Source organism: Phenylobacterium sp., from assembly GCF_041913825.1.
Lineage (GTDB): Bacteria > Pseudomonadota > Alphaproteobacteria > Caulobacterales > Caulobacteraceae > Phenylobacterium.
Window position 1 is genome coordinate 1 of record NZ_JAYSEO010000009.1, and the last position, 17,508, is coordinate 17,508.

At 61.4% G+C, this 17,508-nt stretch carries 12 protein-coding genes; 3 read left to right on the forward strand and 9 right to left on the reverse strand.

Going from position 1 to position 17,508, the window contains the following annotated elements:
• Window positions 1-425 precede the first annotated feature (425 nt).
• From ACE3Q8_RS08880 to ACE3Q8_RS08895, 4 genes are read right to left on the reverse strand one after another with little or no spacing between them, the layout of a single operon-like run.
• Complete coding sequence (locus tag ACE3Q8_RS08880) at window positions 426-3,212, reverse strand: phospholipase D-like domain-containing anti-phage protein (RefSeq protein WP_374469912.1); 2,787 nt, start codon at window positions 3,210-3,212, stop codon at window positions 426-428.
• Window positions 3,213-3,214: 2 nt separating this feature from the next.
• On the reverse strand, window positions 3,215-6,040 hold the full coding sequence (locus tag ACE3Q8_RS08885) for an anti-phage-associated DUF1156 domain-containing protein (RefSeq protein WP_374469913.1): 2,826 nt from the start codon (window positions 6,038-6,040) through the stop codon (window positions 3,215-3,217).
• A gap of 14 nt (window positions 6,041-6,054) precedes the next feature.
• Window positions 6,055-6,681: a DUF3780 domain-containing protein gene (locus tag ACE3Q8_RS08890; RefSeq protein WP_374469914.1), complete on the reverse strand. Its 627-nt coding sequence runs from the start codon at window positions 6,679-6,681 to the stop codon at window positions 6,055-6,057.
• A gap of 1 nt (window position 6,682) precedes the next feature.
• A complete protein-coding gene (locus tag ACE3Q8_RS08895) occupies window positions 6,683-9,817 on the reverse strand; it encodes a DUF499 domain-containing protein (protein ID WP_374469915.1) in 3,135 nt (1,044 codons plus the stop codon).
• Window positions 9,818-10,232: 415 nt separating this feature from the next.
• On the opposite strand from ACE3Q8_RS08895, the gene ACE3Q8_RS08900 reads away from it, so the two are divergent.
• Both ACE3Q8_RS08900 and ACE3Q8_RS08905 read left to right on the forward strand, forming a co-directional pair.
• Window positions 10,233-10,451, forward strand: coding sequence for a hypothetical protein (locus tag ACE3Q8_RS08900; protein WP_374469916.1), 219 nt, complete (start codon window positions 10,233-10,235; stop codon window positions 10,449-10,451).
• A gap of 9 nt (window positions 10,452-10,460) precedes the next feature.
• On the forward strand, window positions 10,461-11,186 hold the full coding sequence (locus ACE3Q8_RS08905; protein WP_374469917.1) for a hypothetical protein: 726 nt from the start codon (window positions 10,461-10,463) through the stop codon (window positions 11,184-11,186).
• Between the two features lie 12 nt (window positions 11,187-11,198).
• On the opposite strand, the gene ACE3Q8_RS08910 is transcribed toward ACE3Q8_RS08905, so the two are convergent.
• Both ACE3Q8_RS08910 and ACE3Q8_RS08915 read right to left on the reverse strand, forming a co-directional pair.
• Window positions 11,199-12,086: a hypothetical protein gene (locus ACE3Q8_RS08910; RefSeq protein WP_374469918.1), complete on the reverse strand. Its 888-nt coding sequence runs from the start codon at window positions 12,084-12,086 to the stop codon at window positions 11,199-11,201.
• A gap of 324 nt (window positions 12,087-12,410) precedes the next feature.
• Window positions 12,411-12,818: a hypothetical protein gene (locus tag ACE3Q8_RS08915; RefSeq protein WP_374469919.1), complete on the reverse strand. Its 408-nt coding sequence runs from the start codon at window positions 12,816-12,818 to the stop codon at window positions 12,411-12,413.
• A gap of 60 nt (window positions 12,819-12,878) precedes the next feature.
• Between ACE3Q8_RS08915 and ACE3Q8_RS08920 the strand changes: the two genes are divergently transcribed.
• A complete protein-coding gene (locus tag ACE3Q8_RS08920; protein ID WP_374469920.1) occupies window positions 12,879-13,214 on the forward strand; it encodes a hypothetical protein in 336 nt (111 codons plus the stop codon).
• Here ACE3Q8_RS08920 and ACE3Q8_RS08925 read toward each other — a convergent pair.
• Genes ACE3Q8_RS08925 through ACE3Q8_RS08935 form a run of 3 tightly spaced genes read right to left on the reverse strand, consistent with a single transcriptional unit; the run spans window position 13,211 to window position 17,459 of the window.
• On the reverse strand, window positions 13,211-13,486 hold the full coding sequence (locus tag ACE3Q8_RS08925) for a hypothetical protein (RefSeq protein WP_374469921.1): 276 nt from the start codon (window positions 13,484-13,486) through the stop codon (window positions 13,211-13,213). The genes ACE3Q8_RS08920 and ACE3Q8_RS08925 overlap by 4 nt on opposite strands.
• A gap of 8 nt (window positions 13,487-13,494) precedes the next feature.
• Window positions 13,495-14,568: a hypothetical protein gene (locus tag ACE3Q8_RS08930; protein ID WP_374469922.1), complete on the reverse strand. Its 1,074-nt coding sequence runs from the start codon at window positions 14,566-14,568 to the stop codon at window positions 13,495-13,497.
• Complete coding sequence (locus tag ACE3Q8_RS08935; protein WP_374469923.1) at window positions 14,565-17,459, reverse strand: MrcB family domain-containing protein; 2,895 nt, start codon at window positions 17,457-17,459, stop codon at window positions 14,565-14,567. Before ACE3Q8_RS08935 ends, ACE3Q8_RS08930 begins: the two co-directional genes overlap by 4 nt.
• Window positions 17,460-17,508 lie beyond the last annotated feature (49 nt).

Here is a 17,508-nt window from a genome sequence, read left to right on the forward strand (position 1 = left end):
ATGGGTGGCCGAGGTCACTTCGGAATCGGTGGCCGAAGCGTTCCGGATTCCGCATCGATGCCGACTTGCTCTTGTACATTCGGTCCTTCTACCGACCAGCTTGGCCATTCTGGTGGCTGTGTCAAAGACCAGATACTTCCGACGAAGCCCTGAAGGCTCATCATGAGCCTTGTTCTGATTGGTGCTTTCCGGGCTGACTTCGGGAGGGATTTGGGGCGCTTGCCCTCGCTATAACGCACCCAACCGACACTGCATCGCTTGGGTGTCGGTGCTAACGCACTGGTCAGCCACCTCATTGGGCCGGTCGAGGGCGCAGGTTGGCAACTATTCCGGAGCTGCAGATCCTGTGCGTTCAAACCTCCCTACCAGCGGGCGGCTGCGGGATGGCCTATCGCAATGAGCAGAGCTCAGCGCGGGCCTTGCCCCTACCAGCCAACTGATAGCTCTTCCTTCACAGCGATCGGGTCGAGGACGAGAGGCGACGTCTCCCAATCGGCGTCCTCGACCTTGCTGTATTTGACGTCGAACGGGTTGCGGGTCGCCGTGGTGCGATCGATCAACAGACTGGCGGCATGCTGGTCGTCTAGCGCCATCTGGACCCAAACTTCCTCCAGGGTGTCTGGGATCTGGCCGAACAGTCCATGGATAGCCTCTAGCCTGTCGGCGAGAACCTGATGAACGCGGTCTTCGACTGAGCCGAGATAGCGGAGGTTAGCAATCCAGATTTCGCTGCGCGTTTGGCCGATACGCTGAATGCGACCCTTCCGCTGTTCCAGCCTGGTGGGGTTCCACGGCAAGTCGATGTTGATGAGCGTTCCCAGCCGCTGAAGGTTTAGGCCTTCCGACGCTGCATCGGTGCCTAAGAGGAGCTTCATCTCGCCCGAGCGCACCCAACCTTTCAGCACGTTTCGGTCACAGCGCTGGAATCGTCCGCCTCGCCAGAAACCCGAACGGTTACTGCCGGCATAGAGGCCAATGTCGATGTCAGCAAATTCCGCGCGCTTAGACAGTTCCTCGCCAACCCACCGTGCGGTGTCGTAGTACTGCGAAAAAAGAATGCAGCCGAGATCTAGCCAAGGGCGCTGTGACCCCGGCCTCGTTCCTCGTAGAAACCCGACGATGGCGTCGAGTTTCGGGTCGTTGTTTCCGCCTTCTTTCAAGAGGCTCAAGCACCGATTGAGCGACGCCACTTCGGCGGAAGTAAAGTTCTTGAAGTCGCTCGACACAGCCACCTGGTGCCCTGCGAACGCTTCTTCTTCGGCGTCGTCGTCTTCCTCGTCGTCTGGCGCCTCTGGGTTGGCGCCCAGCAGCTTAGCGATGGTTCGACGGCCAGCCTCCATCGAGCTTCCAAGGCGGCGAAGGAGCAAAGTCTTGAAGAACCCTGCGCCTTTAACGCGCTGCTGAAGCAATCTCGAGAACACCTCCGCCTCGTCGTAGGCGTCACGGAGGTAACCCGCGAGCACGATGGCGTCCTTCTGGCTTTCGCCGAACAGCTTCACGTTGATCTTGGGAAGGAAGGGCGCGCCGGTGGAAGGGTTGATCGTCGCCTCGAGGTAGGCGCGTGTCCGACGCACGATGCAACGAAGCAGCGGGTTGTACGTCTCGCCGTAGCCGGGCAGGACCCGATTATCGAGTTGGACCCGCCGGATCGCGGCGGAGAGCTTATCAAGGCTCTCTGGCTGGAACTGCCAGCGGCTGTCTTCAGCGCCTAGGTTGCGCCTGATCTTGTCAAACGCTGGGCCTTCGAAACGCGAGGGTAGGGGGTCCATGACATATTGCCACCCTGCACGGTCGTCGTGGGTGGGAACGGCGATGACGCCGGTGGCGACGTCCAGACAATGGCTGGGCTGGAACCAAGGGCTACTCTGCGTCCAACCTCCAAGGACGCCGTCGTTGCCATGCGAGAGAACATGCAAGAGGTCCCACGCTTCGACGGGATGTAACTGAACAGGCGTCGCCGTCGCCAAGAGCATGCTTTTCGCCCTGGGCCCGATCTCTCGTAGGAAAGCCATGAGGTTGTTCGGATCCGCCTTCTCATCGACCTCGTCGGGTCCGGCATCGACCTTCGGAATGTTGCGACGGCGCGCCCGGTGGGCTTCGTCGACGATGACGCAGGCATAACGGCGCCCAAGCAAGTGGCTGACCGCTTCAGAGTGTCCACGAACCACAAGACCTTGCGAGACTAGGCCGATCCGCCTTGGGCAGGCTCCAAGCGACTTGGGTCCGTCCGACGGGTGCTCCACGTCGTTTTCGTCGACCCAAGCCCTTCCGTTCCATCGCGCTGAGGGCAGGTGCAGGAGCTCCATAAGCTCATCCTGCCACTGCTGAAGGAGGGGTTTGGGCGCCAGCACGAGGATGGGGCCGCCATCCGGATCATCAAGCGCAATGAGTAGCGCCGCCATCGCAAGTTGGATCGTTTTCCCAAGGCCAACCTGGTCGGCGAGAACGAGCCGCGCTCCGCCGAGCCTATGGCGTTCTAAGGCGAGCCTGGCGAAGTACTTCTGGTGGGGCCAGAGCCCCTGTTCGCGTCGGTAGACGGGAGTTTCGACAGCAGCGGCGGCAGCAACCGTTGTGGGATCAGCGAGCGCCTCGAGTTCGGTCGGTTCAATGACCTTCCGCTTGATAATTCGCTGAAGGTCCTGCGCCACGAACGGGCAGCAGGCCAGATCAACTGCGCGGGCATCGTCCCAGAGGGCATCAAACTCTTCCTGTACCCAGGCGACGGTCTCCGGCGAGTCATCCTCCCACAGCAGCTCGTAGTTCACCCTCCAGGCCGACTTACTTTCATTGACGCTGCCCAGAAAGGCGGTCGCTGAGCCATCAGCTCGTGTGATTACGCCGGCCTTGCCATGGATCAGTCCGAAGGCCGAGTCCGGCAGGACTCGCACCTGCATCTTTTTGCTGACGAGCGCGTCGTACAGCGCCCGATATCGCGGCATCGCGAGGGGCGGCGCATCCTCCGGCTTTCCCGCGCACCAGCTTTGGCGGAGGGCTGCTTGGGCGGCAGCGGCCGTCGCCAGATCCTGTGGATCTATGTCCGAGTTGCAGACGATGCGAACGGGGCCCGCCACGTTGGCAATCGCTTCGCCCGCTACCTCGAAGAGGCTAGAGCGGAAATAGCCGGCGATACGGTCGTATGACACCGCACCTTCGAGGCGCGTCGTAAGCACGGTGTGGTCGAGGCGGGTCCTTCGACTAGAGTGGCGCTGCATGATCAGGCGTGGTCATTTCGCATCCGGCCAGCCAGGATGCGGGCGGCCTCAGAGTCTTCTAGCCATTCGGTCATTCCCTCAGCGTTGCTGAGGGCCGCCATCCATTCCAGCAGCGCTACGAAACCCTCGCGCTTTCCCCAATAGGCCTGGCCGAAGGTGTCTCGCAGGTACTGTCGGCCTGGCTCTGGATTGTTGTCCGCGGCGGCCGTTTCGCGAACGGCAAACAGCAGATGGCGAAGTGATGTGGCCGCGAAGGGATGAGGACCGCCTGCAGCAACTCGACCGCGCCGGCGGGGCAGTGCCACGCCCGCTTGTGGCGAGCTTTCGGTTGGCGCCAGCAGGCTGGAGGACATGGCGCTGGGGGTTAGCATCCGAGCTCCATTGGCCTTGTCGCTTTTAAGGAGCGGCCGAATATCCGCTATGCCGAAGCCCCGCGCTAATTCTTCGTACATCCCCTTACGGCGCTCTCCTCGGCTCTCAATGTCTAATGCGCGAAGGTAATACCGCTCAACGAGGGACAAATCTCGCCAGGAACTATCCAGGCCTCGCGGAACGAGTGTGTCGCAGGCGATCTCTAGCGCGCGCTCAATTACGGTCTGGAACTCGCTTTTCTCGTTCCTGGCTCGAACGGCGAAAACCTCATGTTGAACATCACGGCCGTCGAGGTTGCTGTATCTGGTCAAGACCTTTAGGGCGGCCGCGTACGCGGCGAGCTGATAGTCGGCATCGTTGAAGTTGGGATCGCCGCCCTCATCCAAAGCCTGCATTGAGGCGATTTGGCGCTTCACCTCGTCCTCAACGAGCGGATACACCTCATCTAAGAAGCCGGGCTCGCTTGAGAGGCGCTTACGGAGAACCAGGCACACTGTCCCCTGGACGTAATTCCCCTTCTTAATCCCGGCCGCTTCGGTTTCAGTGCTGATTGTCCATGCAGCCGTCGCAGTAAGTCCAGCTGCCCAAAGGATCATGCCTAGGTCGGCCCAGACCGCCGGGTCTTGATGGGTGAACATAACCATTTGCATGCCGTTGTCGGGCATATGCTGGGCAAGGTTGCGGTAGATCTCCACCATGGAGCGACGGAAGTCGTCGCCATCCCCCCGCACGGCGAGCTCTGCGCGCGCGTCCGGAGTCCATTCCGGGAAGGCCTTTACAAGCTGCTTCTCGTACCAAGCTAAGAAGAAGTCGCCGAGCTCGTGGTAGTTCACCGCGTCTGCATAAGGCGGATCCGTGATCCAGAGGTCACAGGATGTCCTGATGTCCCGTGCGTCAGACAGTTCAACTGTCGCATTGAGAGTGGTATTCCCTTTCGAGTTGATTGCAATCTTGAACGTATCTTCGAGTTTTGAAAGTGGACGCGCAGCGTAGTTTGAATGACAGTTGAGCGCTTGATTGTAGAAAACTTGATTGCCTTTTTCGTTTCCCGCGTGGAACATCCAGGCGCTTAACCTCGAGTTCCAATCTGCCATGCGTCCGAGGCCCAGCAGGAAAGCCGCTCGAGAGCTCTGGGGGGCCGTGATTCCTGCGCTTATTTCCGCAAGTAATCCGTGTGTTAAAAGCTGCCGTGGCGTAAATAGTTGGTGCCAATAAGCCCATCCGCGCTCGCGAAAGAGACGCGCTGTTTCGTCGCCTACTTCTGGGATCGACATTGAGGGAATGAACCCCTTGCGCTGCCAATCTGCAAAGCGCTCCCGCAAGAGTTCGAGGGTGTAGGCTTCTCGGGCTAGATCATTGTCGTCCGGCGCTGCATATCGGCGCTCTCCCTTGGCGTTGATCCAGCGGATACAATAGAGCCGTTCTTGAAAGACGTCGGATGCGCGAGGTACGAGGTCGTCATTACTCCAGCGTCGAAGCCCTCCGGGCCCCCGCAAAGCTTCGACCGACCAAGATCGGCTGGTGTCAAAGGGGTCAATCACCCTGCCGTCCAGAAGCGTTGCGCCCTTCTTGTCTTTATAGAGGCTTAGCTCAACATCGTTCACGACCTCGATAATTGGCTGCAGGCGGTCTGAGCCCGGAACCCGCTGCCATCGAGCCACCACCTTAGACTTCTCGCCGATGAGCCACGTGGGAGCCAGGGGAATGAAAAACTCGCAGCCATCGGGTTTGACCTCCACGCAGTAGAGGTAAGCATCGGCGCGCTCGCCCCGCTCGTTGTGTTCTATCCCCCAGGTGGTGACTTCCCGGTCAGCGGCCGCGAATATTTCTTCTTGGAGCTCAATCACCCTTTCTTGAACCGCCTCGTCCCCGCCAAGTAGATTGAGGCTTGCCCAGGTGAGAAGGCCTGCCACTGGGTTAAGGTCAGCTCCGAAAGCCTCGCAGCCGATGCGGGCAGCTTCGAAGGGGATGGAGCCGCCGCCGCAGAAGCTGTCGCCGACGCGCGGCCGGTGGCCGAAGGTTCGCTTCCCGAGCTGCTCTACTAGCTCGGGCAAAGACTGGGCAGTGGTGCTGAGATGAGCGTTGATTTCCGCCCATACGGCGGTTGATGGCCCGACAACGTTCTCCGGCCGTTCGCAGACGGCGATGCGCTCGGCATAGGGCAAGCGGTCAAAGTCCGTTCGCGAGGTCTTGCGTTGGACCGCGGGCTTGCAGCGATCCCAAGCGCCTGCGTCGTCCATGGTCAGGATCTTGAGAAAGATCTCACGATCCTTCTTCGGGTCGTGAGAGGCGGGCATGAGCATGCCGACGATCGACGCCCGCACGAGAATAAGCGGCTTGCGTCCCCACCACTTTCCCAGGCGGGTTAGCGTCTGACCGTTATTCGCCTTCCGCTCCTTGTAGGCCTCGGCAGATAACCTCGCGATGGGGAACTGTGTTTCGATAAATGCAGGCACGGAGTGAGTTCTCGTCAAAGTTCCAGTGAGAGCTGCGAGTGACCCAGCAGTTCACGGCGGGCTCGGGGAGACATCCCCTCGCCCTTCACGTACGGGTTGTCGGCAAGAGCTGCTCGTAGCGCCTTGCGCCAGCCTTTGCCCCTCTGCAGAGCTTGCCCCGTGGTCGCAACAGTCATGGTGTACAGCCACCACCGCTCCTCTGGAGCGAGCGCTTCCCAGTTGTGCAGTGCATTGGGAATATCTTCCGGCGTGGCTTCTTCGACGGCCCAGCAAAGGATGCAGAGCTCCTTACCAAGGGATGGATGCACCGGAATGGGGTTCGCGGGGTTTTTCGAGAATTTGGCCGGCGGCAGGCCATTCGCTCGAAGGCGGCGGTTTGCCTCCTCCCAAAATCCAGGCGCGAGCGACAACCAACGGCCCCGATCTATTAGTACCCTAACCGATGGGTCGGTCGGCGGGAGGCCGGCAGCCTCTCGGGAGTCCGCGCGATCCACGCCGTCGCCCCTGTGTTCACTGATGCAAACGATGTCGCCTGCTCCAGCGCCTTTAGGCACCTCGATGAGGAAGCCATGCCGGGCTTCGTCCGGCAGGAAGCCGAGCCCAATCACCCTCCTAGTGGGCGTTGAACGAGGGCGAGCCATCCTATTGAGTCACCTTAGCCGGGTTGAATTGCTGATTTGTGGATCTCAGCCAGTCGAGCAAGTCCTGTCCCGTTAGAAACGCCAGGGTTCCTACAGACATCCGAATGCTGCCATCGCCCACTAGCTCCTGCAGTTTGTCGGCAAGAGCTCTGACGTCAGTTGCGTCATAGCCCCGCTCCACGGAACCCGAGTAGTCGACATTCTGCTCCCCGTCGGCGCTCTCGGCTGTGACGCTAAGATCGTGTGCTCGCACAGAGCTCGCCTTCTCCAGCCTCTGGATGAAATCCCACACCGCCCCAGAGTCATCGAGCTTGGCCACTTGATGCCAGCGCGCCGGACGCGATGCATCGATTAGCGGGCGAGCTTCCTCTCCCCGCTGCGGGATCGCGATGCGAAGGATCTCCGAATTAAGATCGAACTCGGGACACACAGCGATAGCGCAGACGACACGCGCGTTTGGCGGCACCTTGAGCCTGCCGTCATAGGTTGCCCGCCCAGCGTTCGTCGGCGCCGAGCCGTCCGTGGTGTAGTAGATGGCGATACCGTTGGCCTTAGGGAGTGCCAACAGCTCGACCTCGTAGTGATCGCCCAGATCATGGATCTGGTACTTCAACCGGAGTTTGGCGGTCCAATCCCTGACGGCACTGCAACGACCGAGGTCGTCAGGATCTATCGCGATGAAGCGATACCTTAATCCTCTAGCCTCGAAGCGATTTGGCGTCGGGACAGGCGTCGACGCCCGAGTGGGCTCAGCACTCCCCGTTTCATAGACGACCACCGGCGCATGCAGAGGCTCGATTTTCAGGTAGGTGATGCCATCTCCCTCGTCGTCGACGGCCAGCTCGCGGATCGCGACCTCGGGCATCGCCGGGGGGAAAGGCCCGCGCCGGATGTGACTTCCTTCTTCGCGCCAAAGGTCCCGACGAATGCAGTCCGCCTTGAGGTCTTCTAGCGCTGAGAGCTTGTGCAGGGGCCAATTGGTGTTGACCGCCGCAGCGCGCTTGAAGTCCGCCCACAAGACGGTCTTGGTCTCTTCGGACCCAAAGAGCCGGGCTTCTGCCCTTGAGCGGAAGCTCTCGTCGTCGATCCTCGTCGTGAATTTCTGTGCGCCTTCGAGCGTATTCCGGATCGTGGCCTCACCATTCTGATTGCCGGCAAACGAGAGATCAGTGCCCGTCGTTCGGAGCGCTGAGCTGATTGACGGATACACGATCTGGTCGAATGCTTCTTTCAACGCAGCCGTAAATTGAAGGCCGACGCGGTCCCGAAGGGCGTCAAGTGCGCGCCATTGGGGGTCGTCATTGGGCGTGTTCTCGCTCTTCAGTTCGTCTTCAATGCTTTGCAGCGCGCGCGCCTGTCGGGCTGAGTCGACCACCTTTTGGAATGTGTCTCTCGAGCCGGTTAGGAACAGAACGCGGTTCTTGTATTGCTGTTGACCCCACCAGTTCTGCCAATCCGCGGAGATGGGCAGCTGGTTCGCCTGGCCGCCCGGTCTGACAATTACCAGGGTCGTCTTTTCGATCTCCAGCTGCACCTCGTCTAGCGGGGGCAATACCTTGATGAGCTGGTAACAGTCGCGCATCGACGGCGAGAAATAGGTCTCAAGATGCTCCCGGAGCATCCGGTCTACCGTCTCTGGGTGCAGCGACAAGGCCGTGGACCGCAACTTCGCGGCCAGGTTCTGCTGGTTCTTGAAGAACAGCCGACCATCAGCCGAATTGTGGAGGTACCAAGCGCGGGTCGCGAGCTTATCGAGCACGTTTGTCTTAAAGGTGCTCAAATCGCGGCCGGGGCGCTGAAGGCAGTCCACGAGCTGATATTCCCGCAGGCCGTGAATGGCGCCCGGCGTCGTAGACAGGGACGCGATCAAGATCAGCCGAGCAGCGTCAGAGGCGTCGCTATTCCCGTTCGCAATATCAATCTGTTCAACTTCCGCGTCTCCGCCGTGGGCGATGTCGTGAGCGATTGCCTCGCTCAGGGACGGGTTGATAGTACGGACCTCGGACGCGATCTCATCAAGGTTGAAGTCCAAGTCGTAAGGGTGGATCAGGTCTGCCTGATCCGCCCTCTTCGAATTCCACAGGTTGGAGACGACCATCTGCATCAAGCGGATAACGCCTCTTGTTTGCTGGAAGCCCTCGTTCTCTTTGAACTTGCCCACCAACTCGCGGAGGTCGGGGTGAAAGGGGTATGAATCTAGAGTGCGAGTATAAAGAGACTCTGGAGTGGTGGTCGTAAGCCCCATCTTCTGAGCTTCGCTAAGAGCTTCGCGATATTGCTCAGCGACACGCTTGATTTCCGCATCCGGCGCGACGGTCTCAAACAGACGCTTACGAAGGATGTGATACAGCTCGTCGCCGTTCGGATTCACGGGCGTGATCGGTACGGCGATCCGCCGAGCCTCTGCACCAATGCCTTGCACAGCCCGAGCGAAGGCTGCCTGAAGTCTTTCCTGGCCAACGCTGAAGTTCGTGCCGGCGAGATCTGAGAGCACGAGGCAGACATTGTCCATGTCGGCCACAGCGACGAACAGGTTGGCGAGTGCAGCAGTGGTCACGACGCTCAGGTCTGCGTTCCCCACAGGAACGGCCACGGCGTACTCGAGATACGGCGGGAGCTCGTCGAGGAAAAGGACAAGCGGCTCGCCACTCAACAACTGTTTCCACGCTTCTGGCCCAGGGGCGCTCAGTAGCGGCGACACGTAGGTCGCGAAGAGCTGTGCCTTGCCGAGCTGCTCGGCGATGGAACCCCAGATGCCGCCAGGGGCGTCAGTGCTGCGCCCATTGAAACCTGCAACACGGCAGGCGCCGAGGCTCGGACTTGGATCCTTAGCACCGAGGATCGCTTTTCGTAGGGCAGGGTCTTTAGCCAAAAGCCCCAACGCGATCATGCTGTGGGTCTTACCCCCACCCATAGCCTGCGAGAGCAGGAACACGGATGAACCCGCCCCCTTGCCGCCGAGGTGACGGAAAGCTCGATCGACGAGCGTTTCCATTCCCGTCGTGAAGTAGTTCTCACTGAAGAACTCCGGACCGCTAACTTCACCCTTAAGGAATGCGTCCAGGCTGAGAACTGTCGCTCGGCGATCTGCCGCGAACGCAGAGGCACGCGGTTTGCAAAACGTCTGCAGCGTCATAGGCAGAGGTACCCCCCGAATCCGAACTAGGCCCCGTCAAACTAGCCTAAATCTAGCGGCGCCATCGTGGTGCGTGCGCCCCATGACGCACCCAAATGTGAGGCGCTCACTCCGAAAGCGAGCAGCCTCATCGATAGTTTGGTAGCACGCTTGCGACAGGTTTGGTCGTACCGTTTCGTCGATGCCCAAGCGCCCTAGCATCGCTTGCGAGGGGACTCCAACGCGCTGACGCTGGATGGAAATGCGCAGGCTTGACCGAAGCGCTTCGGGACTATTCCGGGAGCATGAACCGGCGCCGGACCCGTCGGCTGAGTAGTCCGTAGGCCTCTGAGCTTGGCCGTGGCGCGGCTCTCCGACACAATCGCCCGATTGCGTCGCTATCTCACGAGGGGCGCGGCTGAGTAGGAAGACTGCGATGACCACGGACGAGTTGGCGCGGCGACTGAGGGATGACTACGCCCGCGCGGGCAAGGGCGACAAGGTTGTCGCCATCCACCTCTTCGGGATTCGGAATGCTGACGCACTCGAAGGCCACAGCGCTCATGAGATCGCTGAGCGCGCCGGGATCGGTCGCTCATTCGGAACCGAAATCAGGAAGGGCATGAGGTTGGCCGAGTACGTGCAGGTGAAGTAACGGCTTCACATGATTGACGTGCACAACCTTGACCGTATCGATCGGTCGCCTGCGGGCTTAGAAGCGTGGTGGCTCTTCTGCCTGACGACGGGCGGAGCCAGCGCTGAACGACAAGCTGCTCGCTTTGCTACCTTGCTTTCCTCGCTTCCCAACGGCGCAACGCCATTCCAACGCCTGCGCCAGGCGATCCGCAACGGGACCCTCCGACAGCTGCTCGAGGCTTCTCGCCTTGGGAAATACGACAGGCTCCATCGAAGCTACTGCGAGAGCGTTGAGGTGCTGAGCGCTCGACTGGCCGAAGTGGCCGTGGAGGATCTGGAGTCGATTTCCGGCTCGGGAATGAAGACCGCTCGTCTCTTTGCGCTCTACGCACGAGAGGAGGCGCAGCATGCAGTACTCGACGGCCACGTACTTCGCCGGCTGGCCGCGGCGTACCCGAGCGCCAGCGTTCCCCACACAACGCCTCAAAGACGCGCGGAATACCTTCGCCTAGAGGCCCTGGCGCTGGATTTGGCGCAGCGACAGGGACTTAGCCCTCGAGAGTTCGACATGCAGGTGTGGCGCGGAGCGGCGCTTGGTCACCTCCATGAGCCGCGGGTCGTCCAACTTCTGGCGGATCTCAGTGCCTGGTGCGTGGAGGCCGGTGAGACCCGCCGAACTGATCTGCTTGGCGAACGGGTGCTGGAGCGTCGCACCCTCATTGATCAGCTTCTTTCAGGCTACCGGCCTGAGTGACCTGCATTCCTCTCAATCATCGAGGAGACCGAGGTCGCGAAGGAGTTCCTCTCCATCATGAGCGCGGCTAGGATTAGCCTCGGCATGCAGCTCGTCGAGCAGGCGCCAGGTGCTTGAGCCAGGCAGGCGAGCTTCCCAGCAGGTCCATCCATTCAGGTTCGTCCGTTTCCCCGAACGCGTTATGCCAACTGCGCGAGCAGCGGCTGAGGGCGATCCGTACCGCTGCCCCTCCACCAGAAACTGGCCGTGGTCGATTGTGCCGGTGAATGCTCGTCCATTGTAGCGCATGCGCAGCTGAGTGCCTTGCGGGAGCACGACACCCTTAGACTGCCACGCGCCGTCCGGAGCGTTCAGGCCAGCGTTCGCGCCACTCAGCAGTTCGCGCATGAGCGGGCGCAGAACGGTGGCAAAATCATCGGCTGTACTGCTGAGCCATGCTTGCTGTTCGTGATCGGTCGCAAACTCACGCCTGCGCCGAACGCTCTTGAGAATGAAGCGATTATTCTGCTGCTCGATGGTCACAGGCGTCTGCAGCGCAGCGCGGATCGTCACCAGTCGTGGCTCGGCCCTGGTCCAAAACGCGGCGAGGTCGGCGTCCGAACCTCCGAGGAAGACACCAATCCGGCCGTCGACACCGTCCGCGACGTAGGCGGTGACCCAGGTGCCAGGCCATGGAAGCGGAAGCCGCACGTTATTTGTGTAGAGGCGAGGCGGGGGCTCGCCCGGCGTCTGCAGCGCGTCGAGAACCGGCTGCCACCAAGCTCGGTGGTCAGCTCTTTGCCGGTCGGTGGGTTCGGAGGTCGACGGGAAGTGGCTCGCCAGGAGCTCTGCTTCTTCCGCCGTGAGCGCAGCAATCTTATGGAGCGAATGCCGATAGAGCTTCTCGGCCAGGCCACTCATCCCGAGCCCTTGGCTGGGCGCCTGCAGGAGGTCTGCCTTCGTCAGTGGCCTGCTTGGCTGCTCAGCGAAGACCCGGACCACCAGGGGGAGGGGAGAACCGTCGCCGACTGCCTCCACTTCTCCCCGGTAGGTTAAGCCCTCCCCACCCTTCGACTCTGAGATCCAAAGGAAGATCGGCTCACCAACGCGGGGCTCCACCTCGCCGTAGGGTGGGAGCTTCAGGAAGCAACTACGAGCGGAGTCGAGCCTCACTGGTCCCGTTTTGGCGACCAAGGTCATTGGCGATTTTGCTCCAGGTGCGACGTGGTCATGAGTTCAGTAGCGCTACTTCCCAAGCAGGCCGTTCAGTAGCCGCACAGCTTGATCGAGGTCCTTGATTGTTAGCCGGGCTACGGCCTCGTCCCTGAGGTCTGGCATCTGATTTACGTTTGCGTGCCTCCCCTTGCCACCCTGCGTCGGGGGATAGAGCTTTGCTTCGTTCTCAAAGCCATGCGGAAGATGATCCGCGCGAAACCACAAGTGCTGAGGCCCATTTTCTATCTCATGGCCAAGGCTCATGCCGTTGGCGAGCTTGTATCGGATCATCTTCTTGTTTGCTGGGCCGCATTGATCATGTGGCTGCGTAGCCGGGTGGTTGATCAGCAGGTCGGTGAGGGCGGACCTTAACGGCGTCGGTCGAGCTGCGTTGGCTTCTTCCACGCGGCGGAGGATGTCCTGATAAATCTCGTTCAAGCTAAGCTACTCCACACTGCTCACGCCCTTGCGTGAGGGACTGTCTTGAGAGGGGCGGGGATGAACGACACCAAGGCGCATCAACTGCTCGAAGCGCTGGGCCTTAACATCGTCAAAGAGGGTGCAGGTCGCCGCTATCCCTGTGGGGAGCCTGGTCCAGCCGCGGGCTATAGGTACTGGGCGACACACACGGAAGGGCGCATCAAGCTCGGCGTGCAGCAGATGCCTAAGCAGGAACTGAGCTCTGCGCTGCAGCAGCGTCTTCTCTCCAACGGCTTCTTGCTTACCCGGAGGACCGAAGGCTTCGTCTGGCTTGAGCCGAGTGTCGCCTCCTCGATTGACGCCGCGCGGGTGACCCTTCGACAGTTGCAGGACCTTCTTCATCACGAAGGCTAGTGATCCTCGCATAGCCGGAGCGACATCCATCGTCCGCGCTCCGATTGCAGCTCGTTCCAACGGACCTCCGCGCCGCCTACCGGTTTGAAGCCGGACGTCGGGCGTCCATCCTTGCCGTCGTCCATCTTGCGCCAAGCGGCCCGCCAGCCGTCGAGCTCGAGCTCGATGAGCGCCCCTGCCGGGACGCTCGTGAGCCATGACTTCAATTCGTCGTCGCCTCGAATGTGCGAGATCCAGATCACGTGGTCTCTGAGTTGGATTTCGGCCGCCATTCTGTCCGTCACGCCGCTTGGTTCTGAGTTGCGCGCTCACCGCCGAATTCGAACGGCAAGGCGAGAAGTTCGTCATGGATCGCCTGCCACTCACGCGTCAGGTCGATGGATCGGACCACGACCTCGTGTCCCCGCAATCGGTACCTGAGTGCGATTGGGTCGCCGACAGCCGGATAGATGAGGGCGCCATCGCAGGGGAGGTGCGGGCTGCGCAGATTGGCGTGCTCCATGTAGGCGAGCAGTTGATAGAGGTGACCTGAACGCACCTTCTTCGCGCCGTGGCTGGCCGCGAGCGCTTCCTTGTAGAACTTCGCGTCGATCACGATCGTCCGCTCTCGAGAGCGAAGAGTGATGTCGGTGATCATCTGCGGCAGGAGCCCTTCGCTGCCAGGCTCAAGACTTACCCCATCCCAAGGCCAGGACTCAGCGCGGGCCGTGAAGGTCCGCTGCTCGTGACGATAGAAGTTTAGCAGGAACTCCTCAAAGACCGCCGACATGGTCACTTCGTCCTCGAGGATCTCGGCGAAGCGAGATCCCTGGCCATCCTCCTCGGGCAACAGCGCGCGGAAGACGAGCTCACAGAGCTTGAGGACGGAGGCGTACTGACCCGTATTCCTGGAGAGCTGAACCCGACGGAAGCAGTCTCCGGTCAGGCGGATGTCGCCAACTCCGCTCATGCGCAGGGCGATCAGTCGAAGCTCGTGAGAGTGTTCAGCGCTAACCCCTCGAGCGCGGGCGAGGGACAGCGCGGTTGCCTTGATGATCTGGTTGTGCGGGACGTCGGGCGTGAGCTCATCGAAGGCGCAGACGACTGCACCTCGCAGCAGCGTCTGACGCTTGACGATCTCGCCTATCAGCATCCGCCCGCGCGGGCTGCGAGTCTCCTCCACGAACTCTCGGTAGCCACGGTCAAGACCGCGGCGCATCAGCCGGTTGGCGCTGTTGATGAGGACGCGGGCGAAGAGGTTGGGGAGGTCCGGGCAGTCATCTACGCCGACCTCCACCGCCTGCGCCTGGTCGGGGAACCGGGCCCACGCGTAGCAGAAGAGGTAGTAGAGATTGCGGATCGGGATCTGGGTCACGGCTGACCCAGAAGCCGTTCGCACCAGTCTGCGGCCTTCGCCGGCTCGTCAAACCAGTACTCCTCCAAAAGCGGCCGGATTTCCGTCGCCACGACTTGTTCGAACCAAGCCCGGTCCAAGGACTGTCCATCGGGCGGCACGAAGAAGCTGTGGCCGATGCGGAAGCCCGCACCAAGATTCACCGTGTCGTCCGCGATCGCCGCGTTCAGGCTCGTCATGCCTTCGATAATCGCGCGCTGGATCTCGGCTGCCGCGCCACGGGCATGCAGATGGTCCCGAAACTTAGAGGTTAGGAAGGCTGGCTCGAGGGTGATGAAGCCAAACCGGCGCCTAAGCGCGTAGTCGACCAATGACAGCGACCGATCGGCGGTGTTCATCATCCCAAGAATGAAGAGGTTGGAGGGCACGTGGAAGGCGGGATCTCGGTCCTTCGAATACGCGAGCTTGGCGCCCCACTCAGAGCCACGCTTGTCATGCTCGATCAGGAGCATCAGCTCGCCAAAAATCTTCGACAGATTGCCGCGGTTGATTTCGTCGATGATGAAAACGTGCGGCTGCGCTGGGTTTGCTGTCGCCTTCTGACAGAAGCGGAAGAAGACGCCGTCCTGCAGGTGGAACCCGCCATCTTCGGTTGGACGGTAGCCCTGGATGAAGTCTTCGTAGCCGTAGGACTGGTGGAACTGGATAACCTCGACGCGATCAGGGTCCTTCTGTCCCATCAAGGCATAGGCAAGTCGCTTAGCGACAAAGGACTTCCCGACACCCGGAGCGCCCTGCAGGACCACGTTTTTCTTCGAGCGCCAGACGCTGAGGATGCGCTCGAAGTCGGCGCGCTCCATGAAGAGACCGGCAAGGGCGTCGTCCAGCGTGTAAGCGGTCGCCGCAACGTGAGGCTCAAATGCGATGGGTACGTCCTCCTCTAGAGAGGCGACTTCGCCGGTGATCAGGCGATCATAGGCGGCGAGGAGCGGTTCTAGGACGGCAGCGAGCTCCCCGTCGGACGGGAGGTCTGAGATCTCCAACGGCAGGTGGGCGATGGTCGCAACCTCGTAGGTGCGGGCCCGCCATCCTTGGGCGCCCAGTTCAATGTCGCCTGAGAGCTGAAACCCATGGTCAGCGAGCTCGGGCATGCGGGCGCGGAAGGCCTTCGCGCGCGAGATGAGCTCAGCGCTGCCCGCCGATCGGCCGTGCTCCGACACCGCTTCTGTCATCCCCTGCATCAGTGTGAGATGGACGCGCGTCAGCTCGCGGTTGATCAGGAAGCAGATGTAGTAGCCCGACTGCGTGGAGCGGGTGACGCGGCTATCAAGCAGTGCAAACCACGGCACGGTCGCCCACACCCCGCGTCCGGCGCTCCAGTCGACCGTGATCGTGGGCCGCCGCTTTACCGCTTCCAGCTCAGAGAGGTGATCTTTCAGCTGTTCGGAGACGCCCCAGAGCTCAGGGTCTTGAGCGAGGGGACCCATCCGGACCTCGCTGAACCGCTTGGCGAACGCCTGCATCAGGTCGGCGAACCTGTGCCCCTCAGCTTCTTCCGGCTGGTCGTACTTAAGGGCCACCCAAAGGAAGCTCTGGACGTCGATCATGTCCTTTGGCGCCCAGCCCCATTGCGAGCGCAAGTGGGCGAAGACTTCGCGGGCTAACGCCATGGCCGCGCGTACGCGGGCGGGCTCGTCGGTGTACGTCGGGAAGGGCTCCCGCTTCAGTCGCCGAAGGGCAAGCTCGAAAAGATCGCTTCGGATGGCGTGGAAGCTTGCTGGATCCTTCAGCATAAGGGCGCAGGAGCCCATAAGTCTGGCGATGCCGGCGGGCCCGCTGGCGCCCGCGGCCTTTAGCGCGTCGCCGGCGCTGGCGATGAAGCCGTCCAGCGCCGCTTCCGAGTCGTCATGGTCTTGCAGGAGCTCGTGGAGATCGCGCCCGAACGTCGCCTTGCCAATCTCGTCCAGGCGACGGACACGGTCGACGGCCTGCCACCCGATCAGGTTCTGCGGTCGATTGCCGGCGGTGAGCTTGCGGCTGAGTACGTCCACCCACGCCCCCGTAAGTCGGCGGGCGTCCTCATCACTCGCTAGGCCGCGCCCGACCAGGGGCATGACTTCCGCGTGGAAGAGCTGAACGAGCTCGTCTTTATAGGCTCGCTCATGATCGACATAGGTCGCCCCCGGTTGTTCAAACGTCCGGAAGCCGGTCATCTCCTTCAGAAAGACGGCGCGGAGGGTCTCTAGCTCCGCAGCGTCGAGGCTAGTGACTGGCACTGCCGCGTACCATGCGAGCAGCCGCTCGAGCCCTTCCGGCGACGTCACGACGGCTCTGTATGCGACGTTCGGCTCTCCGAGCCGCTCCGAATGGGTCCTCAGATAGGAGTGACGGCTTTTGGCTCCTTCATACCGCGTCACGGCCGCCCAGACCTCGGCGGGAGGAGGGACCTCCACCCAAACTCGAGGAGTGCCTTGCTCAAGCTGAAGGGCGAGTTCCCGGCCCGGCGCTGTGCGCCAAACGGCCAGGTACTTGCCAACGGGCTCAGCCGGAGCTCCCCAAGCCTCTTGAATGACTTGGAAGGCGCGCTCCGAGTTGAACTCAGAGTCGGCAGCTTCAGCTTCGTCGTCCTCGCCGCCGAAGACAGTGAAGCCAAGCCCCTCCAGCTTGGCTCTGACGGTGCTGGTCCCGCCGGAGAATTCATCGGAACTCAGCGGTCCGCGGTCGGTGTGCTCCTTGCCCACGGCGACGCCGGCGATGGCCTTCGAGTCGTAAAGGCGACCTTCGCGCACCACGAAGTAGGTCTGCGCTGGCCTGTAGCCGTACTTCTCAAGGAAGGCGTCGCGCCCCAGCGCGTCATACTCATCCATAGCGGCATGAACCGCCTCGGGGCGGGTCAACAGAGCAAGCGACATCAACTCATTCCCCCGCGCGCCGCTCGGCGCGCATCTTCAAGCGCGACTT